This is a genomic window from Shewanella sp. KCT (genome assembly GCF_007636505.1).
GTDB classification, from domain to species: Bacteria; Pseudomonadota; Gammaproteobacteria; order Enterobacterales; family Shewanellaceae; genus Shewanella; species Shewanella halotolerans.
In genome coordinates this window covers 200,294-224,416 of the sequence record NZ_LVDJ01000008.1, presented here as the reverse complement: position 1 = coordinate 224,416, position 24,123 = coordinate 200,294, and the positions used below count along the sequence as shown (strand labels likewise).

The following is a 24,123-nucleotide window of genomic DNA, read 5'->3' as shown; positions in this document are numbered from 1 at the left end:
CATTTGGGAGCCAAACTTTATGAGCTATTACGAAATGGGCGTATTTAAGACAACTGTGACGCCAGAATAACAGGCACAAAAAAACCGACTTAATGTCGGCTTGAAATCTCTAGAAGAGATGGTACCAGAGGTCGGACTCGAACCGACACGCTTTTAAGGGCGGGGGATTTTGAATCCCCTGTGTCTACCAATTTCACCACTCTGGCATAACTAAACATCGATAAGTTGGTACAGATGGCGAGACTTGAACTCGCACGGCCGTTAAGCCACTAGCACCTGAAGCTAGCGTGTCTACCAATTCCACCACATCTGCATCTTATCTGTCTGATTTAGCCGCTAATTGCATATAGTGTTTTAACATACTGAAGGAGCGTTTAAACGACCTAAAAAAGGAAGTCTTTCCCAACCCCCGACATCTATAACCAATTGAATGTATTGGTATAAATTTTCAGTTAAAAAACTTTGCAAATCTTTGCAAGGTTTTTCAATGTTAACTATTTCAGGTTAACTTTTAAAAACAATGCTTTAGCTGAGTTCAAACTGTAAACACTGTGACTTTTGAATCCGTCGTGTCTACCAATTCCACCACTCCGGCTCATCAATCAGACCTTACTCTCTGTCTCGAGTAAGTGAACGGAATTATACCTTTGCTTTTACTAATGGCAAGCCTTTTGCGACACCTTTATTACCGACTGCCGATTTTTCATCCTAAGCGGTTAAAACTCGTCACAATCGCCCTGTTCGCAGGGGGTAAATTTGCCACCAGGCTCACAAAATTCAGCAAAACGATGATAGGGCGCTATCAAATTGACAGCATTCATTGATCGAGATCAGCATTTCTCATATCCATTCGCGCTAATTTAGCTTCAGACAACGATATAAACAGCTGCGAAAGAGGATTTCTCACATGGCATTTTGGTTAGATTTAATGTTCGGTAACCCCATTGGCCTGCTATCTATGATAGTGATCTTCACCACCATTGGCATAATGTCATACATCATGTGGTTGTTTATCTCGAAGTCGAAACCAGAATAGATAGGACTTAGAAGTCCAGAAAATCATATTTCTAATGCAAATGGGGGCTGATGCCCCCACTTTTTTATCTAGCGCTCGGTGTTTTCACACCAAATCTCCTACACAGTTCCTACCAAATCCCCAAAACGAGATTAGGCGGCGTGCTTGCGGCTCGGCACCACACTGTGAATAAAGTGGGGTCTGGCCTTGATCAGCAGCTGTAGCTGCTCTTGATTGGGCTCGCCCTGTGGCAGACGCAACACCTGGCGGTTGAGATGGGATCTCGCCTCCATGGCGATCTTAAAGTCAGCCGTCGGTCCGTGGATGGCGTACTGCTGCTTGTTGCCCAGATACTGCAAGATGTTGGCCTGCAGCAGGCTCTGCACCGCGGCCTCATTTTCCGGCAGGGTCAGCACCGTCTCCCCTTGCAGGAAGAATTCTCTCAGCAGGGCGCGCTCTGTGGGATCCAGCAGCCTCACCTTCTTCTCGATCGTCTCCTTGGTGCGCTTGCCCTTGAGGTGCTTGATCGCCTCGTCGAGAAAATAGTTGGTCACCTGAGTCAGCAGATAGGCGGCGCCGACAATCAGCCCTAGGCCGATGAAGTGGGCATACTGGTTAACCAGCAGCTCTAACCTCAGGGTCTGCATCAAGGAGGTGGGTGCAAAGAGTAAGGCGGCGCTGATCAGGGTCAGCCACAACATCAAATTAAAGATCACTTGTTTGGGACTCGTCTGTTTAAACAGCATCAGATTTACTTTTTCCATCTTGATACCTAGTGTCAAAAAACCTGCAGTAAGCAGAATAACTGCAAGTAAAATGCCAACACGCATAGCTACATAAAGACTTTACAAACATCATCTTGGCGACATTTTTATCCCTTTACCCGAGCAGAAGATAATAATCAGGCTATGCTTAAAGCTATGTGATCTGGACACTGCACCTAGCGTCAATCGTCGGCCGTTCTTATGGTGCTTAGGATAAGCGAACCCATAAATGGCAAACCACACAGCGCAGCTACTCAAGAGTCCCATCGGCAGAAAACTCACCCTGTCGATCATCCTCTTTAGTTCCTTGATCACCCTGCTCACCACGGGCTTTCAGCTGATCAACGACTATCGTAGCGACGTCAACCGCATCACCCGCCAATTCGACAGCATAGAGAAGGTCAATCTCGACGTGCTGGCGGCCAGCATCTGGGTGATCGACGAGCGGCTGATCAACACCCAGATCGACGGCCTCATCCAGCTGCCGGACATCACCTATATAGAGATAGACGACGACAGCGGCCAACACTGGCAGGCGGGCACGGCCACGCCGGAGAACACCATAGAGCGCAGCTTCAAGTTGGTCTACAGCTCGGGCAACGAGAATATCGACGTGGGTACCCTGCTGGTGCAGGCGGATCTTAGGGTGGTCTATGAGAAACTGCTGGACCGCGCCATCGTCATACTGCTCTCCAACGCCATCAAGACCTTCATCGTGGCCGGCTTCATCCTCTTCCTGGTCTGGTACCTGGTTACCCGCCACCTGCATAAGCTCAGCGACTACAGCCAAAACATCAACCTGGAAGGCGAGTTCGAGCCCCTGGTGTTCGTCAAGGACAGCCATAAGAATGACGAATTCTGGCTGGTTGCCGAGGCGATAAACAAGATGCAGCAGCAACTCAGACGCTCCTTCGACGACATCAAGGCCTCCAAACTGGAATTGCAGGAAGCCCTGGCGGATCGCGAGCGTTTACTGGAACTGGAACGTAGCTACAAGGATGAGCTGGCCCGCCAGGTGAAGGAGCGCACCCAGGAACTGGAGCAATCACTCTTAGTGCTCAAGCGTGCCCAGCAGGTGCTGGTCGAGCAGGAGAAGATGGCGGCCCTCGGCGGCCTGGTCTCTGGCGTGGCCCACGAGATCAACACCCCCATAGGCATCTGTCTCACCGCCGCCAGCACTCAGCTGATCCATATCGAGGAGCTGATCAAGCTGATCCACAGCGAGAACGCGACCCTGGAGGAGATCAACGCCATCCTGGAAGAGTACCAGCAGAGCTGCGAGCTGATCATCAGCAACATCACCCGAGCAAGCAGCCTGATCCAGAAGTTCAAGACCATAGCGGCCGAGCAGAGCCTGGAAGATAAGCGCAGCATCAATCTCAAACAGGGACTCGAAGAGCACCACGAGTCGATGCGCTTCATCTACGGCGACAAGCTGGCCGAGGTGGAGTACAGGGTCGATCCCGACCTCAACATACTCACCAACCTGAGCCTGTTTAAGCAGATAGTCACTAATCTCTTCTCCAACGCCTATGCCCACGGCTTCAAGGGCCGCAGCCAAGGGAAAATCAGGATAGATGCCGAGGTGGACGCGGGAATGCTCAAGATCTGTATTCAGGACGACGGGCCGGGGATCGACAGCGAGGCTACCGGCCATATCTTCGAGCCCTTCTATACCACCACGCGCTCAGAGGGCGGCACCGGCCTAGGCCTGTCCGCCGCCTTCAACGCCGTCACCCTGCTCAAGGGCAATATTCGCTATCGCGACGACGGCGAGCTGGGCGGCGCCTGTTTCGAGGTAAGCTTCCCGGTGGAGGTACTGGACAGCGAGGCCGTCGAGCTCAACCTCTCTAACCCATCAGGCTTTTAAGCACTCATCAGGCTTTCAACTGCTTGGCCGTCAGCTGACAGATCCCCATGATCACCTCGGTCGCCTTCACCATCGATTCCAGACAGATAAACTCATGCTTGCCATGGAAGTTATGGCCACCGGTAAACAGATTAGGACAAGGCAGCCCCATGTAGGAGAGACGACTTCCATCGGTGCCGCCGCGGATCGGTTTGATCTTGGGGGTGATGCCGAGATCAGTCATCGCCTGCTTGGCGATATCGACGATATGGGGATGGGGGATCAGCTGATCGCGCATGTTGTAGTAGCTGTCTGTGATGCTGACGCTTAATGAACCCTGCTGTAGCTGAGCATCGCAGGCCTCGACCCGCTCGACAAGCCAACGCTTGCGCTGCTCAAACTGGTCTAGGTCGAAGTCGCGGATCAGATAGGTGAGCTGCGCCTCTTCGGTCACCCCTTTCATCTCAATCAGGTGGAAGAAGCCGGCGTAATCCAGGCTGTTCTCCGGGGTATCGCCCAGCGGCATCTTGGCATGAAAACGCGCAGCCATGGTCTGGGCGTTAACCATGACGCCGTAGGCCGAACCCGGATGGCAGTTGTTGCCCTTGGCGGTCACCACGGCCGTGGCGCCGTTGAAGTTTTCGAACTCCAGCCCACCTAGCTCGCCGCCATCTACCGTGTAGGCCCACTCGGCCTTGAAGGCGTCGAAATCAAACTTGTCGGCGCCGCGCCCTATCTCTTCATCCGGCGTGAAACAGAGATAGACATCGCCATGGCGACTGTCGGGATCTTGCAGAAGGGTCGATAGCGCTGTGATGATCTCGGCGATCCCCGCCTTGTCGTCGGCGCCCAGCAGGCTGCTACCATCTGTGGTGATCAGCGTCTGTCCCAGGTAGCGATCTAACTCGGGAAACTCCTCGGGAGAGAGTCTATGCTGCGCGCCGAGGGGGATATCGCCGCCATCATAGTTCTCGATCAGCTGAGGACGAACATTGGCACCGCTAAAGTCGGGCGCCGTGTCCAAGTGGGCGATAAAGCCAATGGGCGGAACCCCATTGACCGTCGCGGGCACCAGGGCCGTCAGATAGCCAGTCGCGGAAAGCGCCACCTGACTGAAGCCTAACTGGATCAGCTCCTCTCTGAGTTGATCCGCCAGCGCCATCTGTCCCTGGGTACTGGGGCAGCAGCTTTGGCTCCCGTCAGACTGAGTATCAAATTGCACATAGCGTAAGAATCGATTTAACAGGGCCTGTTTCATAATCAATCACCAGCAAAAAATGTCGACTGAGTCTAACAAGTGACCAAAGGGTGACTTTAGACTTAAATCAAGTTTTTGGTGATTTACGCCTCAGGCCAGCAGGCGATATCGGCTATGCCTTGGCGGCAAGCTTGGTCAGCACCCGGCTCACGGCGGTAAAACCGAAGCTGCCTGTCACGACTGTGACGGCGCCAAAGCCAGAGGCACAATCCATGCGCATGCTACCCTCGGCCGTGGCCTTGACGTTGCAGACGCTACCATCGGCCTGGGGATAGACCAACTGCTCGGTGGAGAACACGGCCTCGATACTGAAACGGCGCTGCACATTCTTAGAGAAATTGTATTCGCGGCGCAGCAGGTTACGCACCTTGGCCAGCAGAGGATCTTGGTAGGTCTTGGCCAGATCCGCCACCTGGATTTGAGTGGGATCTGTCTGACCGCCGGCGCCACCTACCGTCACTATCGGCAGTTTCTGGCGCTTACAGTGGGCGATCAATGCCGCCTTAGGTTTGACCGCATCGATACAGTCGACCACATAGTCCAGACTACCGCCCTGCTTACGACCAGTAAAATAGTCATTCAGGTTATCTGTGGTGATGAAATCTTCCACCTGATTGACCCGGCACTCTGGGTTAATCTGCATGATACGCTCGGCCATTACGGCCACCTTAGACTCACCTATCGTCTCCTTGAGGGCGTGCAGCTGGCGGTTGGTGTTGGTGACGCAGATATCGTCGAGATCGATCAGGGTGATCTCGCCTATGCCGCTGCGGGCCAACGCCTCGGCCACCCAGGTACCTACCCCGCCTATGCCGACCACAGCCACATGGGACTGCGCAAATCGGGTCAGTGCCTTAGCGCCATATAGGCGGCCAATGCCGGCAAAGCGATTGAGATAGGCGTCAGAGAGTTCAGGTTGGCTCAAGGTGGGCTCCGGTAAGATAACTAAAATCCCGCCGATTTTACCGCAATCCCAGGCAAATGCCCAAAAAGAAAAACGGTGACAAGTGTTAAGCCTATGGGGCGATTGCAGCAGCCAGGAAAGCAGAGGGTGAAACAGGGTAATGACCAAATTAACCCACTGTTTTTAAATGTAAAACAACATGATAAAACTCACGTAAAACCAATGATTTGCGACACGGATCACATCTCAACATTGCACTTCTGGGCACACTGACGCCGCGACGCAGCATAAGCGGCCAAGAAAGCTCCCTCTGGGCCCATGACTCTCGCTAGCTAAAAAATCAAAGGCCCTCTTTGAGATGGCCATAATCGCTACAGGAAGATGACAATGAAAAAATCTGTTCTATCGGCAAGCATTTTCGCCACCCTCGCAGCCACCTCATTCACCGCGCTCGCCGACGGTCCTCAGTTCTATGGCCGTGCCGATCTTGCCTTCACTCACTCGGATAATGGCATCGCCACCCAAAACCAGAAAGATGGCACCATCATAGAGAACAACTTCTCTTGGTTAGGGGTGAAGGGCAGCGAAAAAGTCGCCGACGGCCTGGAAGTGATCTACCAGATGGAGTTTGGTGTCAGCAACTATGACAACTCAGGCAATACCTTTGCCGCACGTAACACCTACCTGGGGCTAAGAAGCGTCATAGGTACCGCCCTTGTGGGTCGTAACGACACCGTATTTAAGGCATCCGAAGGTGGCTTCGACCTCTTTGGTAACACCAACTCAGATATCGATCTGCTGGCCGCCGGTCAATCGCGTACCGCAGACGGTATCACCTACTACTCGCCTAAGATCGCCGATCTCATCACCTTGAACGCCACCTACCTGATGGAAGACAACTATGTGACCTATGACGGCAACGAGCGCGTGGCACCAGACAACATGTATGCCCTCAGCGCCACCTTAGGTGATAAGGCGCTCAAGGCGCAGAACTACTATGTTGCCGCGGCCTACAACGACAACATCGACGATGTGAAAGCCTATCGCGGCGTAGCACAGGTGAAGCTAGGTCAGGTGATCTTAGGCGCCCTGTATCAGAACAGTGAACATGTGGACAGCAAGTACGCCAACCTAGAAGGCGATACCTACTTTATCAATGCCGCCTATGTGATGGGTAACCTGAAGTTTAAGGCGATGTACGGTAAGGACGATTCGGGTCTGGGCAAGTATGTGAAGCGTTATGTGGGTGGTAGCGATGGCGCGGGCATGGAAACCCTGTCTGACGTAGATCTACAACAGTTCAGCATAGGTGCCGACTACCGTATCAGTAAGAGCACGCTGTTTTATGGTCACTACACTAAATATGATGGCGACCTGAAACTGGCTGGCATGAAGCAAGATCTGGGTGATGACATAGTCACCCTAGGTATGCGCTTCGACTTCTAAGTTGTCTCCAGCTTAAATAAAGGCGGCCAAGAGCCGCCTTTTTGCTTTTCTTCTAGCCGCTTTACTCGCCGCGTGGCTTTATCTGCGCTCCCACTGCTTTCGACCCTGTCAGCGAAAAAACACGCAATATTTGTGCGTAAGCGCACACTTTTTAAACATATTTATGCTTTACCAAGCAAAACGCCTACAATTTTAGCAACTTCTTAATAAGTTACAGTTTGTTTACATCAACAGCAGAGTGCATACCCCTTTGGGAGTAGGTGTAATACGTTAAATTTACAAGGATTGGCTGTTTTTTAAACGGATGAGACAGATCTGTCACAAATTCCTCGTAAAGCTAATCTCGATAAGCAGAAATTTGATCTGCGCCACACTCTTACTGCCATAAAACTGTAAACTTCTGGCCAACTTTGTTACGAGAACGGACCCTCGGAGCAAATTATGGAAACTATGTTAATAACCATTAAAAAATGGAAAAGAACTCAGTTCTTGGGAGCACAATACATGAAAAAATCTCTAATCTCTGCATCAGTAGCATCTGTCATTGCACTGACTTCATTCGGCGCGCTAGCCGATGGCCCTAACTTCTACGGTCGTTTAGACCTAACCCTAACCAACTCTGACAAGGGTTCAACTACTCAAGAAGGTAAAGATGGTACTATTCTTGAGAACAACTTCTCACACCTAGGTGTGAAAGGTTCTGAAAAGATTTCTGACGGTATCGATGTTATCTACCAAATGGAATTCCAAGTTGAGAATACTTCTTCTAAAGGTGACGTATTCAAGGCTCGTAACACATTCCTAGGTCTTAAGAGCGCAGCCGGTACCCTGCTTGTTGGTCGTAACGACACAGTATTCAAGCAATCTGAAGGTGGCATCGACCTATTCGGTAACTCAAACGCCGATATCGACCGTCTGGTAGGCGCGCAAACTCGTAGCGCCGACGGTATCTGGTACTACTCTCCAAAGATCGCCGACCTGATCACTCTGAATGCGACTTACCTGATGACTGACAACAACCAGGCTGGCGTTGAAAATGCTGATGACCAGTACGCTCTAAGCGCGACTCTGGGTGACAAGAAGTTCAAGGCACAAAACTACTATGTTGCAGTAGCTTACAACAAAGGCATCTCTGGTATCGACGCATACCGTGGTGTTGCTCAAGTTAAACTAGGCGACTTCAAAGTAGGCGGTCTATTCCAAAACTCTGAAAGCGTTAAAGACGGTTCAGAAGACAACAACACTTACTTCGTGAACGTTGCCTACAACCTGAACGGCGTTAACCTGAAAGCTGAGTACGGTAAAGACGAAGCTGGTTTCGGTAAGTACTACAAAAACATCTCTGGTGTAGCTGGTACTGACATCAACGTGACTAACATCACTGTGGGTGCTGACTACCGCGTAGCTAAATCAACTCTGATCTACGGTCACTATGCAATGTACGAAGGCGACCACAAAGTTGCTGGCGTTAAAGTTGACCTAGAAGACGATAACATCTTCACCGTTGGTGTTCGTTACGACTTCTAATTCGATGAGCCTCTGGCTCTCATGAAAAAGGCGACCCTAGGTCGCCTTTTTGCTTTCTAACGCTTAATTTTTTATAGCTTAAGTTTCTTTAGCTTAAGTTGCTGTAGCTTAACGCCTCACCAGACGATAGACAGACTCGGTCAGCCAGGGCACCTGCTTCTTCACGAACCTTGGGTTCTCGGCCAGCACATCCTGGGTGCTGAGGCACTCGATCTCGAAATAGGAGCTCATATGCTCCTGGATCCAGGCATCCGATACCGCAAATGGTGGGCCGTTTAGCGCTTCCTGGGGATAGTCTAAGGTGATCAGCAATCCTATGCTCTTAGGCGGCAATAACCCGGCCAGGCACTCCACATATTGCTGGCGCATCTCAGGCGGCCAGGCGATCAGCGCCGCCCTGTCATAGAAGCCGCTCACCGCCTCCAGGGGTTCTTTTGGCAGACGGAACAGATCCCCCTGGTAGATGCTCACCTGCTCGGTGCGGTAACACTCATGCTCGCCGCTCGATTGACGCTCGACCGGCAGCTCGTTGTCGCTGAAGAACTGCTCTACCGCGCTCTGATTCAGTTCACAGCCAATCACCTCCAGCCCCTGCTCGGCCAGATAACAGAGATCTAAGGTTTTACCACACAGGGGAACAAAGACCTGGCTGCCGGCAGCTAACTTGAGCTGCGGCCAATAGTCGATAAGAAGGGCGTTGACCTCGTCCAGATGAAAACCTATCTGCTGTGAGGCCCATTTATCGTGCCAAAAACTGGGTTGCATCGTTAGCTCCGCATAAGCAAGTGTCTCATTATGCAGGCTACTCTAATCTCTCGTCGGCCAAGATGCCAGCTTACCGATTATTTCGGCAAGCTTTTCTCTTGGTCGTTATTGAATATCCAGGACTTTTTGTACCCGTCTGAGCCAGACACAGTTTTCACATTCGCAGTTACGGCGCGACAGGTGATGGGGGGTGAGGCTGGAGTCGATAAAATCGACCGCGATCAGCAGCTGCTGTTTCAGCTCGGCAACCGACTTGCGTTCGACGGCCACCAGCTCATCGTTATGGTTCATCCAGACGCACTCCATCCCCTGATAACAGTGGATACACTGAGGGTCGGTGCTATTGAAAAAACCCGCGTGAGGACAAAATTTTAGCTCCATCGACTGCACGATGCGCTTCCTCGGATATTCTAATAACTCAATCAATAGGGCTTTGTTTAGTTCCGTCATTTCGCCCTCCTCACTCTTCAAAGTCGCTCAAAAATGAAGCTTAGTTTTATATTAGCTTCAGGTTACCTGTATGTGTATGTAACAGAATTGATATAGGTCAACATCTCATACGAAAATATCGGTTAGGCATCGCACTGCTGAAAAATCTAGCTATTGTGCCTGGCCGCCGCTTCTTGCTATAAAAACATATCGACATTCAGTGAAATGACCCATGCCCAACAGCCAAGCTCCCAGCCCGGAACTGCAACACTTTTATATCTCCGAAGAGCAGTCTATCTACCTGCTCAAGGCCGACGATGCCCGTAAACACAGGGCGTGGATAAGACTCTGTAAACAGCAACTGAGCAAACTGGGCTACTCAGATATCGAACTGGTGGGCAAGGGCGCCTACGGTTTCGTGTTCGCCGGCATCAATGGCCATGGCCAGGCACACGTGTTCAAGTTCTCCCGTATCACCCTGCCCCAGCAGATCCAGGACAGGCTGGAGGAGGAGGCCTATATGCTCTCCCAGGTGATCCACCCCAATGTGCCGCCGGTGATCAAGTTTGAGCATGTGGGCAAGCAAGGAATATTGGTGATGGCCAGGGCGCCGGGGGAAGATCTCGACAAGCTCTGCCTCAGGCATGGCGCCTTGCCGGCGCGCATCATAGTCAGTATCGCCCGCCAGTTGGCACAGATCCTCAACTATCTGCACAACGGCCGCCCCCTGGTACATGGCGACATCAAGCCCTCTAACCTGGTGTACGACATGGAGCGGGATCATCTCTCGCTGATCGACTGGGGCTCGGCGGTATTTGCACAGCGTGACGGCGAAGGCAATCCGGTCAACGGCAACGTGATGGATCTGCTCTCCAGTGACCAGCAACACACCAACGCCCGCATGGGGGATGTCTATTTCATCGGTGAGGAACAACTCAGCGGCGCCCTCTCCAGCCCCAGGTTCGACGAACAAGGGGTGGCGGCGACCCTCTACGCCCTGGCCTCGGGTCAGGCCAGCCGTTTCGGCAGCAAGGTGATCCCCGCCAGCAGCATAGGCCTGCCCATAGAACTGGCCCGCACCCTTGATGGCATGCTCAGCGAGGATCCTGCCACCCGCAACCGGGCCGGGGATTACTTTCTTAAAAGCATGGCCCATAGCCATCGTCTGCATCTGCCGGATCTGCCCATGGCGCCACTGCAGCCTGAGATCCCAGTATGGACCCTCAAGCAGGCCAAAGATGTTGAGACGGTCACCTACAGCTCGCGTAAATCCTTCCTGCGGGAGCACAACGAGGATGAGCCGATAGAGAAGATGGACGATCTCCAGCTGGAAAAGTACTACCGCAACTTCATGGCGGGCATGGGAGATACCGAGAAGGGCTTTATCGCCGCAGTCAGCCGGGTGGGCCAATATTCGCTGGTAGGCGGCCTGGCGATCCACTGGCAGGAGTCCGGGGTGTATATCGACTCTAATCTGGCCACCTATAACGCCGAGGAGAAGGCGGCGCTCATCCTGGCGGTGAACAACATGGTGACCCTGGCGCGGGGCATTCGCCGTATCGGGGTGTTTAAGGCCTGCTTCTTCAACGCCCGCGACACCCTGCATCTGGAGCGTGACGACACCAGTCAGCCCTTCAGGCCAAGCCCGGATCAGCAGCTGCCCTTCGAGGTGGGCGATGTGCCTTCGCTGGAGGATAAATCCCGGCTGCACTCCTACTTCGAGGATGGCCGCGACCCGGATGAAAATCTGGAGCTGCCCAAGGAGATCATGACCGAGCTTGGCTGGATCAACCAGATCCACCACACCGGCTGCATCATCTTCGAGGTGCTACCTAACCATATGAAGATCCACAGCTATCTGCGTCTGTTGAATCCCCGTAAGCAGGCGGCCTTCAGGGCGAGCCTGGACAGGATCCTCAGTCATGTGGATAAGATTCAGGGGAAAGGGGTGTCGGGCTTCATGAAACTGCCCTACAAGAACACCCGCCGTTTTCAACATATCGACAGGAAGGCGGACCACTTCTACCCCAGAAATCCCAAGGAAGTGATGGCCCAGCTAGATGAGTAATGGCTCAACTGGAAGCCTAATGGCTAAGCCGATTTACTTCGGCTCGCGCTTGTCCTCGTCGCTCGCCTTATCGCCCTCTGGCTTGTCGCCTAACTGACGCTCTTCGTCCAGCTTATCGGAAGGATCTGGCTTGCGCTCATAGTCGCCGTCGAAGGTGTTACCCTGCTCATCGAAGGGAGAGCGGTCGAAGGGCGAACGGCCACCGGCCGAACCATTTGACCCAAATGGCCCCTGCCCAAACTGGCCATGAAAGCCCCCCTGTTGACTCACCTTGGCCTGCATCCGCTTGTAGAGGAAGGCGGCGATGGGCGCTCGGGTGAGCGGGGTTAATAGCAATAAACCGATAAAGTCGGTCACGAAGCCAGGGATCAGCAGCAATAGACCGGCCATAGCCAGCATCATCCCCTCGACGATCTCCTGACCGGGCGCCTCGCCGCGCGCCAGCTTCTGCTGCACCTGCATCAGGGTGTGTATCCCCTGACTACGCACCAGAGAGACCCCCACCACGGCGGTGAAGATCACCAGGCCCACGGTAGTCCAGCTGCCTAAGGTTTCGCCAACGCGGATCAGCACATTGAGCTCAATAACAGGAATGAGAACAAAGATAATCAATAGGATGAAAAACACGCTGACCTCACAAACTGACGAAATTTCTAATTGATTGAAAACTAAATGGGGGCGAACGGGTCTACTTTCAAGTCGGACGGCTTTTTTAGCGAATTTATCCCAGTGACAAACTTGGGATAAGCTCACTATTTTAGCAATAGCTTAATGCAAGTCGCCGACAAAACACGTAAAGTAGCTATCGCCCACGATACCCATGTGGGCCAGTATAACCCGGTTACCTTAACACCCAATTAATGACCATACAGGGTAATAGCAACAGATGCAGGAAAAATGTCTACTCGTCACCACCAGCTGCCCGGACAATGAGACGGCCAGCACCCTGGCCCGCGCCTTAGTGGAAGCCAAGCTGGCGGCCTGTATTCAGATCTCCGCCCCCGTCACCTCGCTCTACACCTGGGAGGGTGAAGTGTGTCAGGAGACAGAGGTATGCCTGCAGATAAAATGTCTCGCCCGTCATTACGACAAGTTGGAGCAACGCCTCTTGTCGCTGCACCCCTACCAAGTTCCCGAGCTGATCGCCACAGAGATCCACACAGGTTCGGCGGCTTACTTAGCATGGATAAAAGAAACCTCACTATCATGAAGAAAATACTGTTCCTCTTCCTCTCAACCCTGCTGTTGATCGCCCCCGGGGCGCAAAGTGAAAGCCTGTTCAGCAACAGTAAGTTTGATTTTCTTAAAGATGAACCTCAGCTGATGCCTGTGGATCAGGCCTTCGTCTTCGATGCCCAACAAGAGGGCAACCTGGTCAAGATCAGCTGGGTGATCGCCGACGGTTACTACCTGTATCGCGACAAGCTCAAGTTCGCCGCCGACGGCGCGACCCTGGGTGAGATCCAACTGCCTAAGGGCAAGGCTCACAGCGATGAGTATTTCGGCGAGCAGGAGGTCTACTACTCATACGTCGAGGTGCCAGTGGCTCTCAAGGAAGCCACGGCCGAAGCCAACATCAGCGTGACCTTCATGGGCTGCGCCGAGGGTAAGCTCTGCTTCCCGCCCACCACGCGTAGCGCGCCCCTGACTCAGGTCGCCGCCAATGCAGGTCTGCTGCCCGAGGCGATGAAGGCAACGACTGCAGCCATAGAAACCGCAAGCAATCAGGCGCCTATCACCCAACAGGATTCTCTCAGCCAGATGCTTTCTGGCGACAACCTGCTGTGGACCCTGGTTATCTTCTTCGGCCTGGGCATAGGCCTGGCGCTGACCCCGTGCGTCTTCCCCATGTACCCGATCCTGTCGGGCATCATCGTCGGCCAGGGTGAGAAGCTCTCTACCGGCAAGGCCTTCAGCCTCTCCATGGTCTATGTGCAGGGGATGGCGATCACCTATTCGCTGCTGGGGCTTATCGTCGCCTCGGCAGGCATGAAATATCAGGCCGCACTGCAACACCCTGCCGTGTTGGTGGGGCTGGCGATCCTCTTCTTAGTTCTCAGCCTCTCCATGTTCGGCCTGTACGAGCTACGCCTGCCATCGAGCTGGCAGGAGAAGATGAACCGCTTCTCTAACAACCAGAAGGGCGGCAACGTCCTAGGTGTGTTTGTCATGGGGATCATCTCGGGTCTGGTGGCATCACCTTGCACCACGGCGCCGCTATCGGGCGCCCTGGTCTATGTGGCACAAACCGGCGACCTGCTACAAGGTTTCCTGGCCCTCTATGTGCTCAGCATGGGCATGGGTCTGCCGCTGCTGATCATAGGCTCATCGGGCGGTAAACTGCTGCCACGTGCCGGCGCCTGGATGGATGTGATCAAGACAGTGTTCGGCTTCCTGCTGATCGCCGTCTCTATCCTGATGATAGGCCGAATCTGGACCGGACTGGTATCGGATCTGCTGTGGGCCCTGTGGGGCGTCAGTCTAACCGCCTACCTGATGCATCAGAACAAACTCACCGAGTTTAACTGGAAGCAGACGGTGCGCTCGGTACTGCTGTTACTGACCCTGCTGGGCAGCTTCTCCTATGGCTTCCAAGCCGTCATGGCCAGCCTGGGCTACCAGGCCCATACGGGTGCGGTTAGCCATAAGGTGAGCCACAAGACCATCAAGAGCCTTGAAGATCTACAGGCCGAGGTGGCCGCCGCCAGCGCCCAGGGTAAGCCCGTGATGCTGGATCTCTACGCCGACTGGTGTGTCGCCTGTAAGGAGTTTGAGAAGATCACCTTCGTTGATCCTGAGGTGCAGGCTCGTCTGTCGCAGATGGTGTTCCTCCAGGCCGACGTGACCAAAAACGATGCCATCGATATCGAGCTACTTGAGCACTATGATGTGCTGGGGCTACCAACCCTCTTGATGTTCGACGCCAAGGGCGAGATCCGCGACGATCTGCGGGTCACAGGCTTCATGAAGCCTGCGGAGTTTGCCGCCCACCTGGATCACTTGCTAGCCAAATAAGCTCAGGCGGTCTCGTATAAGCTACCTAAAAACCTCCTACGGGAGGTTTTTTATTAAGGGCTAAAAGATAGCTCGCTCATCAAAGTTTTCATTTATAGTTAACCCAATTCCTATACAATCAGGGGTATACCTTACGGATCTCTAGGAGCAACATGGAACCCGCCATCCTCATCATCACCTTAGCCTGTGGCATGCTTGTCAGTCGTATCGGTTTACCACCACTCATAGGTTATCTGGTCGCGGGCTTTGTATTGTTCCTCTTCGGTATCGACGAGAGCAGCCTGCCCCTATTGGAACAGCTGGCGGAGCTGGGTGTAACCCTGCTGCTGTTTGCCATCGGCCTCAAGCTGGATATTCGTAGCCTGTTTAAGGCCGAGGTGTGGGCGGGCTCCAGCCTGCATCTGATGGGATCTATTATCTTCCTGGTGCCCCTGCTTAAGCTGCTCGGCCTGCTGGGGCTGGAGCAACTGAGCGGCCTGGCGTTCAATCAGCTTACCCTGCTGGCCTTCGCGCTGAGCTTCTCCAGCACCATCTTCGCCGTCAAGGTGCTCGAAGATAAAGGTGACATGCAGTCCCTCTATGGCCGTGTCGCCATCGGTATTCTTATCATGCAGGATATCTTCGCCGTCGCCTTCCTCACCATCTCCAAGGGGGATATCCCTTCAGTCTGGGCTCTGGGGCTACTGCTGCTGCCCTTCGCCAAACCGTTGATCTACAAGGCGTTCGACAAGGTCGGTCACGGCGAGCTCTTGGTGCTCTTCGGCCTGGTGATGGCCCTGGTGGTGGGTGCCGGCCTATTCGAACTGGTCGGTCTCAAGCCGGATCTGGGCGCGCTTATCATAGGCATACTGCTAGCGGGTCACACCAAGTCATCTGAGCTGGCCAAGTCGCTCTTCTACTTCAAAGAGCTGTTTCTGGTGGCCTTCTTCCTCACCGTCGGCCTCAATGGCCTGCCGAGCTTCGCCGACATCGGCCTGGCGGCCCTCTTAGTGCTTATCGTCCCGGTGAAGATCCTGCTATTCCTCTACTTGCTGACCCACTTCAGGCTGCGTTCGCGTACCTCCTTGATGACCTCGTTCAACCTGGGCAACTACAGCGAGTTTGGCCTGATCGTCGCCGCCGTGGCCACCAGCAAGGGCTGGCTACCCGGGCAATGGTTGGTGATCCTGGCCGTCGCCCTCAGCCTCAGCTTTTTGTTTGCCGCGCCCCTTAATGCCGCCTCGGCCCGCCTGTATCAGAAGTTTCAGAGTCGCTTGCAGAAGCTGGAAAGACACCCGCTGCACCCCGAAGACAGACAGATCCCCGTGGGCAACCCACGCTTCCTCATCCTGGGGATGGGGCGTATCGGTAGCGGTGCCTACGACGAGCTGGCCAACCAGTTTGACGGTGAGATCCTGGGGATAGAACACAAGCAAGAGTTGGTGGACTTCCACCGCCAGCAGGGACGCAACGTGGTACAGGGCGACGCCTCGGATACCGACTTCTGGGAGAAGCTGGACAGGGCGCCGAATCTCGAATTGGTGCTGCTGGCCATGCCCCACCACGCGGGTAACCAGTTTGCGGTGGAGCAGCTAAAGCGCCTGGATTATCAGGGCAAGCTTAGCGCGATCGTGCAATACAGCGAGGATGCCCAATCCCTCAAGGCCGCCGGGGTGCACAGCGTGTTCAACCTCTACGAGGCCGCCGGCGCCGGTTTTGTCGAACATGTGGTTTGCGAGCTCAAGTCCGGCAGACAGCACGAGGCCGATATCGCCGTCGAGCCTCAGGAGACCACAGGCTAGCCCTAACTGCGCTCAAACCATAGATTGTATACATTATTCTAAATATCTTGTATTGTACTTGCTATCCTGCGATAAGATGGGAAGTACAATACTGTGCCGACAAAAAAACAAAAAACTAATCAATCCAATACTTTCGGAAACATACTCAAGACCAGCCTCTGCCTGTTAGCCGGCGCGACCGCTCAGGTCAGCGCCGCGGGCTATGACATCTGGCTCTATCCCTTAACCAAACAGGCCGACGCCCCCCACTGGCGACTCGACGAGCCCATCAGGGTCAGTGACCGCCCGGGTTACGACAATCAGGCTGCATTTGGCCCCAAGGGCAAACAGCTGGTGTTCGCCTCCGATCGCGCCGGTGATCATAACGACATCTTTCGATTCGAGCTCGAGACGGGCGAGATAACCGCCCTGACCCACACCCCAGAGATCAGCGAATACTCGCCTCAGCTAATATCACAGGGTCTGATCTCACAGGGCCTCGCCTATGTGGCCGAACAGGGCGTGCCCCACCAGAGCATCTGGCAACAGTCGCTGATTGATAATAAGGCTCCCCAGCGCGCGGTAAACAGCCTGATCCCAGCAGGTTACTATGCCAGGCTTGAAGGTATCGGCACCCTGATCTGGGCCAGATATGGCTATAACCTCTACTATGAGCCGGTTGGCGAAAACGCCGACGAGCGCCACTTCGTGGTGAGCGATGTCGGGCGCAGCCTGCACGCCCTGCCGAGTATCAAGCAGTTCAGCTACCTTAAGAAACGTATGGACGGTGAGCGAGTCGTCACCCTGTTCGACCCAGAATCTCGCAGCCACACGCCACTTATCGACCTGGGCCAGGGCAGTGAAGACTATGCCTGGAGCAGCGATGGCTGGCTGTTTAACCTTGAGGGCACTGTGCTTCGCGCCTGGCCCTACCTGCCGTTAGCGGGCACACATGAAAGAGTGACCAAGACACCCCAGCAAGAGCTGCGCGGCTGGCAGGCGGTAACCCAGCTTAACCCGCCAACGCCACACCATCAGAGCCCCTCTCGAATCGCCATTAGCCCCACTTTGGATTTTATTGCCATCACTTGGCAACGTAAGGACACACCACAATGAACAACCGCTTCTCTCTGCTACAGAGACTCTCCTATGCACTTGTATTCTCCCTAGTCTTTGGGCTAGTAATCTCCAACCCGGCGTTTGCAAGGGATCGCTGGCAGGATCACACCCTATTTGAGATCAACAAGCTGGCGCCCCATGCCAGCTTCTTCGGCTATGAATCTGAGCCCCTGGCGCTGTTGGATGAGATGGACCGCAGCCAGCATTATCTGGATCTCAACGGCCGCTGGCACTTTCATCTGGCCAAGAATCCCGGCGCCACCCCCAAAGAGTTCGCCGCTGCCGAGTTTGATGCCAGCCACTGGGGCAGCATACTGGTGCCGGGCAATTTCGAGACCCAGGGCTACGGCCACGCCATCTACCTCGACGAGCGCTATCCCTTCGACACGAAGTGGCCCGATGCACCAAATGATCACAACCCCACAGGACTCTACCGCAAGACATTCACCCTGCCCGCCCATTGGCAGCAGAAACAGGTGTTCATCCATATAGGCGCGGCGCGCTCGGCCCTCACCCTGTTCGTCAATGGCCGTGAGGTCGGCTACAGCCAGGGCGCCAAGACCCCGGCTGAGTTCGACATCACCCCCTACCTGCAAGCGGGCGACAATCTCATCGCCATGCAGTTGATCCGCTGGAGCGACGCCAGCTACCTGGAAAGCCAGGATATGCTGCGCATGACAGGGATAGAGCGCGAGGTCTACCTCTATGCCACCCCCAAGCAGCGCATAGAAGATATCCAGGTTATCAATCATTTAAACGAGGATCTCACCCAAGCCGAGCTTGCCATCAGGGTAAATCTCACCAGCCACCAGCCAGAGGTAAAAGCCCTTGAATTGGAGGCGCGCCTGCTGGATCCCCAGGGCAAGCCGGTCGCACAAGATAACCAGCACCTGAGCCTGAAAGGCGATGCCAAGCTCGACTTTAGCCAGATTTTAAGCCATCCCAAGCTGTGGAACGCCGAGATGCCAAATCTGTACCGGCTCATCCTGACCCTCAAAACGGAGAAAGGAGAGACGCTTCAGGTTGCCAGTCAGCAGATAGGCGTACGTAAGATCGCCATCGAGAAGGGTCAGCTTAAGGTCAACAACAAGGCGATCACCATACGCGGCGTGGATCGCCACGAGACAGATCCCCAAACCGGCCATGTGGTCAGCCGAGAGACCATGGAGCTGGATATCCGCCTGATGAAGCAGAACAACATCAATGCGGTGCGCTCCAGCCACTACCCCAATCATCCCTACTGGCTCAGCCTCGCCGACCGCTATGGCCTGTATGTGATCGATGAGGCCAACATAGAGTCCCACCCGCTGGCGATAGACGACAAGACCCAGCTGGGCAACGAGATGAGCTGGCTGCCCGCCCATCAGGCACGCATCGAGCGTATGGTCGAGCGCGACAAGAACCACCCCTCGGTGATCATCTGGTCCCTGGGTAACGAGGCGGGCGAAGGCAAGCTGTTTGAGCGCCTCTATCAGTGGATAAAACAGCGGGATCCCAGCCGCCCTGTGCAGTATGAACCGGCGGGCGAGGCGCCTTACACGGATATCGTCGCCCCCATGTATCCCTCCATCGAGCGGATACGCGAATACGCCGAGCGTGCCAGCGACCGACCGCTGATCATGATCGAGTACGCCCACGCCATGGGCAACTCTGTGGGCAACCTGCAAGACTACTGGGATGTGATAGAGGCCTATCCCCAGCTGCAGGGTGGCTTCATCTGGGACTGGGTGGATCAGGCGCTGGCCTTCAGCAACGATTTAGGTCAGAGATACTGGGCCTACGGTAAGGACTATCACCCCGATATGCCCACCGACGGCAACTTCCTCAACAACGGCCTGGTGGATCCCGACCGTAACCCCCATCCCCACCTGAGTGAGGTGAAGAAGGTCTATCAACCCATCAAGTTGAGAGACTTTAAGATTGAAGGTGATAAGGCCTGGGTGAATCTCATCAACGGCTTCGACTTCGCCTCCACATCAAACCTGAGCCTGAACTGGACGCTGCAGCGAGATGGCAAGATCATCGCGAGCAAACGCCAGGCCATGCCGACACTCTCCCCCGGCGAGCAGGCCCGTGTCAGCTTCACCCTGCCGGGCAAACAGAGCCTTAGCGCCCCCTTCGAGTATCACCTGCGACTCGAGGTGCTGGTCGATGCTCCTAGACCCCTGCTGCCGAGCGATCACCGCATCGCCTTCGAGCAGTTTGCCTTGCCACGCTTCGGGGCTAACGCCGCTTATCAAGTAAAGAAAAACCAGGCCAAGATCAGCGAGGATAGCGGCAGCTATCGCCTCACCTCGGGTGAGCTGAGCTATAAGTTTGATAAACGCAGCGGCTGGCTGACCCAGATCTACCAAGAGGGTGAGCCTCAGCTTAAGGCGCCACTGATGGCCAACTTCTGGCGCGCGCCAACCGACAACGATCTGGGTAACCAGATGCCGCAGTGGGCCGGCGCCTGGCAAGACGCGGCGGCTGAGCTAGAAGTCACGACAATCGACGCCGATCCCGCCCTCGGCCTTGCCATCAGCCAGAGCCATGCAGAGATGGGCTTTAGCCTGCGCACCCACTATAGCCTGGATAATGCCGGACGCCTGATGGTCGACAGCCAGTTTATTCCGGGTAATAAGCCGCTTGCCGATCTGCCCCGCTTCGGCTTCAGCACCAGACTAGGCTTTGAGCACAGATACCTGAGTTACTTTGGCCGCGGCCCAGAGGAGACCTACGCCGATCGCCAGTCGGGCAATCCCCTGGGCTGGTACGCCCTGCCGATCGAGCAAACCTATCACAGATACCCAAGACCCCAGGAGACTGGGCAGCGCACCCAGGTGCGCTACGCCGCGGTGACAAATCATCAGGGTCAAGGATGGCTAGCGATCGCTAACCAGGCCCAAAGCGGAAATAATGCCGGAGAGCTGTCCGGAGATCAGGGCAGCAAGGAGGCAGATGAGGTCGCCACCCTACAGACCAGCCTCTGGCCATTCGCCCAGGCCGACATAGATTTTCGCCGCGGCGATGCCCAGGACTCGGCCTCGGGTCTAGTGGCCGTCACCCGCAACCACGGCGCCGAGATCCCGCTTAGGGAGTTCGTCACCTGGAATATCGATTACCGCCAGATGGGCGTCGGCGGTGACACCTCCTGGGGTCGTCCGGTACATGCGCCCTACCGCATCAAAGCCGAGCCGATCCGCTTCGGCTTTACCCTGATGCCAGTGGGCAGCGATGGCGATATCCGTACCCTGGCAAGACAATAACAATAAGGAAGCAAGCAGATGGAACAGACAATACAGGTGGCGATCTTCGTCGCCCTCACGGGGCTGGTCGCCCTGATCACCTACCTTAAGTGTCGCAAGGTGACCCGCGACGCCAACGACAGCCGCGATTACTTTCTCGCCGGCGGCGGCCTGAGCTGGATAGTAGTGGCCGGCTCCTTGATGATGACCAACATCAGCGCCGAACAGATCGTCGGCATGAATGGCGCCCAGACTCTGCTGGTCGCCTGGTGGGAGATCGCCGCCGCAATCGGTCTTATCATCCTGGCCAAGTGGCTGATCCCTATCTATTACCGCTACAACTGCACCACCACCACAGAGCTGCTGGAGCGTAAGTATCAGGACAAGGGGATCCGCGCCATGGTCTCTGTGCTCTTCATGCTGGGCTACGCCTTCATCCTGCTGCCGGTGGTGCTCTACACAGGTTCGCTGTTCATGAAGTCCATGTTCGGCCTCTCCATCTCGATCACAGTGCTGGCGATCATCTTCGCCGTGGTGGGCGCCATCTATGCCATTTTCGGCGGCCTGAGAGCCATCGCCATCTCAGATACCCTCAATGGCCTGGGCCTGATCCTGATGGGGCTGGCGGTCTCCTATCTGGCGATGCATGCCGTGGACTGGGATCTCTCCGACGTCCCGTTGGAACGCCTGACCCTGATCGGCGATAGTCAGTCAGATATTCCCTGGTCGACCCTGCTCACCGGGATGATCTTCATTCAGATCTTCTACTGGGGCACCAACATGGTGATCACCCAGCGCGCCCTAGCCGCCAAGTCGGTGAAGGAGGCGCAAAAAGGCCTGTACGCCGCCGTGGTGATGAAGCTGATCATCCCGGTGATCGTGGTGCTGCCGGGCATAGTCGCCTTTAAGCTCTATGGCGATGTGGGCGACGTGGCCTACGGCAAGTTGGTGGGCGACCTGCTGCCAAGCTGGTTCTCTGGCGCCTTCGCCGCCGTGATCGCCGGCGCCGTGCTCAGCTCCTTCAACTCCTGCCTCAACTCGGCCGCCGCCCTCTACACCTGCGACATCCACCAGAACTACATCAACGCCGATGCCGACGTGCGCAAAATAGGCACCCGGGTCGCTCTGGTGTTCACCCTGATCTCGGTCGCCCTGGTGCCCCTGTTCGCCCGCTCCGAGAGCATCATAGCCCTGCTGCAACAGCTCAACGGCCTCTACTCGATGCCGGTACTGGCGGCCTTTATCTGTGCGTTAGTCTTCAAAAATGTCAGCGCCAAGGCGATAAAATGGGGTCTGGTCTTCGGGGTCTTGCTCTATGCCCTGTTCACCTTCGTCTGGAGTCCGCTGCACTTCATTCACCTGATGGCGATCACCCTGCTGGCGACCATACTGGTTACCTTGGTCTTGAGTCGCCTGATTGCCCAGCCTGTCGTCGCCCCCGTCGCCGAGCCAACCCTGGACTAAGCTATTTGGCTAGGCCAAACAGACCCGTTCCAGGCAGACCTCAGCCGAGCCCATGATGGCTCGGCAACTGGCCAAGATAAAACATCTGGTTAACACTAGAGCCAGTCGGCGATATTTTCCCGATCCCAGCTGACAAATCTCAGTTACATCAATGACTGAGACGTGATATAAAAATGACAAGGATGACTCATGGTTGTTACCACCATGAACAAGACTGCCCACAGGGGCAGAGAACGCTAACTTTTTCTGAGAAGTTCAACACCAATGTCGAATACCGCACAGCGCGCCAATAAACTTTTTGTGCAGACCTTTGGTACCACGGCCGATGACCTGTATCAGGCGCCGGGCCGGGTTAACCTGATCGGCGAACATACAGATTACAACGATGGGTTCGTCCTCCCCGCCGCCATCAACTTTAGAACCGTTATCGCAGTGAAACAACGCGACGACGACAAATTCCGCGCCGTATCCGACGCCTTTCCCGGCAAGATCTACACCTGGCACTTCGGCCAGGAGGGTGAGATGGACCCCAACGACAGTTGGATCAATTACCTCAAGGGCTTTACCGCGGCGGTATCGGCCAGCGGTCTGCCCGCCAAGGGGATGGATCTGGCGGTCGTCGGTAGCGTCCCCCTAGGGGCGGGGCTTTCCTCGTCTGCGGCACTGGAGATCGCCTTCGGCACCGCGCTCAACGATTGCAGCCAGCTCAGGCTATCGCCGCTCGCGGTGGCCCAGATGGCCCAGCGTGGCGAAAACCAATATGTCGGCTGTGCCTGCGGCATCATGGATCAGATGATTAGCGCCATGGCCCAAGAGGAGCATGCCCTGCTGATCGACTGTGAAGATCTCGACTGTGAACCTGTGCCCATCCCGGAAAGCCTGAGCCTGATCATAGTCAACTCCAACGTACCCCGCGGTCTGGTGGACAGCGAATATAACCTGCGCCGTGAACAATGCGAGCAGGTCGCCGAGCATTTCGGCGTCGAGAGCCTGCGTCATCTTGAGCTGCGTACCCTGGAAGGTGCCAAGGATGATCTACCCGAGGTCTGTTACCGCCGGGCGCGCCATGTGCTGAGCGAAAACCGCCGCACCCAGAACGCCGCCCACGCCTTGGAGGCAGGTAACATCGCCAAGCTGAGCGAGCTCATGGCCCAGTCGCACCAATCGATGCGGGACGACTTTGAGATCACCGTGCCCGAGATAGACAAGCTGGTCGAGATCATCGATGCAGTGGTCGGCGAGCGCGGCGGCGTGCGCATGACGGGTGGCGGCTTCGGCGGCTGCGTCGTGGCTCTGGTGGATCACGACCTTACCGACGCCGTGGTCGAGGCGGTCGAGCGCCAATATCAGGCGGCAACGGGCCTGGAGCCCAGCGTCTACCTCTGCTCGGCAAGCCAGGGCGCCTCAAGGTTGGACGAGGAGCTCTACTAATCGCGGGTCATAGAGTGTAAATCGCTGTTTAGAATACGTATTCATACCCTCGTCCAGGGGCGAGATAATACAATAGGATCCC

General features: G+C 55.2%; 18 protein-coding genes and 2 tRNA genes. 12 read left to right on the top strand and 8 right to left on the bottom strand.

The features are described from left to right. Nucleotides 1-119 precede the first annotated feature (119 nt). Both AYI87_RS13400 and AYI87_RS13395 read right to left on the bottom strand, forming a co-directional pair. Nucleotides 120-206, bottom strand: a tRNA-Leu gene (locus AYI87_RS13400). Nucleotides 207-226: 20 nt separating this feature from the next. Beyond that, nucleotides 227-313 (bottom strand) — tRNA-Leu (locus tag AYI87_RS13395). 594 nt (nt 314-907) lie between these two features. Between AYI87_RS13395 and AYI87_RS13390 the strand changes: the two genes are divergently transcribed. Continuing rightward, complete coding sequence (locus AYI87_RS13390) at nt 908-1,036, top strand: DUF3149 domain-containing protein (protein ID WP_011867043.1); 129 nt, start codon at nt 908-910, stop codon at nt 1,034-1,036. A 131-nt stretch (nt 1,037-1,167) separates the two neighbouring features. On the opposite strand, the gene AYI87_RS13385 is transcribed toward AYI87_RS13390, so the two are convergent. Further along, nucleotides 1,168-1,779 carry a superinfection exclusion B family protein gene (locus AYI87_RS13385; protein WP_011867044.1) on the bottom strand — a complete coding sequence of 204 codons (612 nt, stop codon included), beginning with the start codon at nt 1,777-1,779 and terminating at the stop codon, nt 1,168-1,170. A gap of 229 nt (nt 1,780-2,008) precedes the next feature. On the opposite strand from AYI87_RS13385, the gene AYI87_RS13380 reads away from it, so the two are divergent. After that, the gene (locus tag AYI87_RS13380; protein ID WP_144202776.1) at nt 2,009-3,649 is read left to right on the top strand and encodes an ATP-binding protein; all 1,641 of its coding nucleotides are present in this window, start codon (nt 2,009-2,011) and stop codon (nt 3,647-3,649) included. Nucleotides 3,650-3,656: 7 nt separating this feature from the next. On the opposite strand, the gene pepT is transcribed toward AYI87_RS13380, so the two are convergent. Next, complete coding sequence (gene pepT / locus AYI87_RS13375) at nt 3,657-4,886, bottom strand: peptidase T (RefSeq protein ID WP_144202773.1); 1,230 nt, start codon at nt 4,884-4,886, stop codon at nt 3,657-3,659. Between the two features lie 112 nt (nt 4,887-4,998). Then, on the bottom strand, nt 4,999-5,811 hold the full coding sequence (gene tcdA / locus AYI87_RS13370; RefSeq protein ID WP_144202770.1) for a tRNA cyclic N6-threonylcarbamoyladenosine(37) synthase TcdA: 813 nt from the start codon (nt 5,809-5,811) through the stop codon (nt 4,999-5,001). Nucleotides 5,812-6,177: 366 nt separating this feature from the next. Between tcdA and AYI87_RS13365 the strand changes: the two genes are divergently transcribed. Then, the gene (locus tag AYI87_RS13365) at nt 6,178-7,236 is read left to right on the top strand and encodes a porin (protein ID WP_144202767.1); all 1,059 of its coding nucleotides are present in this window, start codon (nt 6,178-6,180) and stop codon (nt 7,234-7,236) included. Nucleotides 7,237-7,740: 504 nt separating this feature from the next. Then, on the top strand, nt 7,741-8,763 hold the full coding sequence (locus AYI87_RS13360; protein ID WP_144202801.1) for a porin: 1,023 nt from the start codon (nt 7,741-7,743) through the stop codon (nt 8,761-8,763). Between the two features lie 108 nt (nt 8,764-8,871). Here AYI87_RS13360 and AYI87_RS13355 read toward each other — a convergent pair whose 3' ends face one another. Next, nucleotides 8,872-9,528, bottom strand: coding sequence for a thiopurine S-methyltransferase (locus AYI87_RS13355; RefSeq protein WP_144202764.1), 657 nt, complete (start codon nt 9,526-9,528; stop codon nt 8,872-8,874). A 105-nt stretch (nt 9,529-9,633) separates the two neighbouring features. Then, nucleotides 9,634-9,978, bottom strand: a complete 345-nt coding sequence (locus tag AYI87_RS13350) for a hypothetical protein (protein ID WP_011867058.1) — start codon at nt 9,976-9,978, stop codon at nt 9,634-9,636. 211 nt (nt 9,979-10,189) lie between these two features. On the opposite strand from AYI87_RS13350, the gene AYI87_RS13345 reads away from it, so the two are divergent. Continuing rightward, on the top strand, nt 10,190-12,025 hold the full coding sequence (locus tag AYI87_RS13345) for a protein kinase domain-containing protein (protein WP_144202762.1): 1,836 nt from the start codon (nt 10,190-10,192) through the stop codon (nt 12,023-12,025). A 33-nt stretch (nt 12,026-12,058) separates the two neighbouring features. On the opposite strand, the gene AYI87_RS13340 is transcribed toward AYI87_RS13345, so the two are convergent. Next, nucleotides 12,059-12,652 carry an FxsA family protein gene (locus AYI87_RS13340; RefSeq protein ID WP_144202760.1) on the bottom strand — a complete coding sequence of 198 codons (594 nt, stop codon included), beginning with the start codon at nt 12,650-12,652 and terminating at the stop codon, nt 12,059-12,061. A gap of 259 nt (nt 12,653-12,911) precedes the next feature. Between AYI87_RS13340 and cutA the strand changes: the two genes are divergently transcribed. The 7 genes from cutA (at nt 12,912) to galK (ending at nt 24,041) form a co-directional block, all read left to right on the top strand. Beyond that, the gene (gene cutA / locus AYI87_RS13335) at nt 12,912-13,235 is read left to right on the top strand and encodes a divalent-cation tolerance protein CutA (protein ID WP_144202758.1); all 324 of its coding nucleotides are present in this window, start codon (nt 12,912-12,914) and stop codon (nt 13,233-13,235) included. Next, entirely contained in the window at nt 13,232-15,040 is a 1,809-nt protein-coding gene (locus AYI87_RS13330) for a protein-disulfide reductase DsbD (protein ID WP_144202756.1), read from the top strand. Before cutA ends, AYI87_RS13330 begins: the two co-directional genes overlap by 4 nt. A 152-nt stretch (nt 15,041-15,192) precedes the next feature. Beyond that, nucleotides 15,193-16,821 (top strand): cation:proton antiporter family protein, encoded by a 1,629-nt coding sequence (locus AYI87_RS13325; RefSeq protein ID WP_144202754.1) that lies wholly within the window; start codon nt 15,193-15,195, stop codon nt 16,819-16,821. 93 nt (nt 16,822-16,914) lie between these two features. After that, nucleotides 16,915-17,916 carry a TolB family protein gene (locus AYI87_RS13320; protein WP_144202752.1) on the top strand — a complete coding sequence of 334 codons (1,002 nt, stop codon included), beginning with the start codon at nt 16,915-16,917 and terminating at the stop codon, nt 17,914-17,916. Next, nucleotides 17,913-21,167 (top strand): glycoside hydrolase family 2 TIM barrel-domain containing protein, encoded by a 3,255-nt coding sequence (locus AYI87_RS13315; RefSeq protein ID WP_144202751.1) that lies wholly within the window; start codon nt 17,913-17,915, stop codon nt 21,165-21,167. The genes AYI87_RS13320 and AYI87_RS13315 overlap by 4 nt, the downstream gene beginning before the upstream one ends. 18 nt (nt 21,168-21,185) lie before the next feature. Continuing rightward, the gene (locus AYI87_RS13310) at nt 21,186-22,610 is read left to right on the top strand and encodes a solute:sodium symporter family transporter (protein WP_144202749.1); all 1,425 of its coding nucleotides are present in this window, start codon (nt 21,186-21,188) and stop codon (nt 22,608-22,610) included. Between the two features lie 264 nt (nt 22,611-22,874). Then, nucleotides 22,875-24,041: a galactokinase gene (gene galK / locus AYI87_RS13305; RefSeq protein WP_144202747.1), complete on the top strand. Its 1,167-nt coding sequence runs from the start codon at nt 22,875-22,877 to the stop codon at nt 24,039-24,041. Nucleotides 24,042-24,123 lie beyond the last annotated feature (82 nt).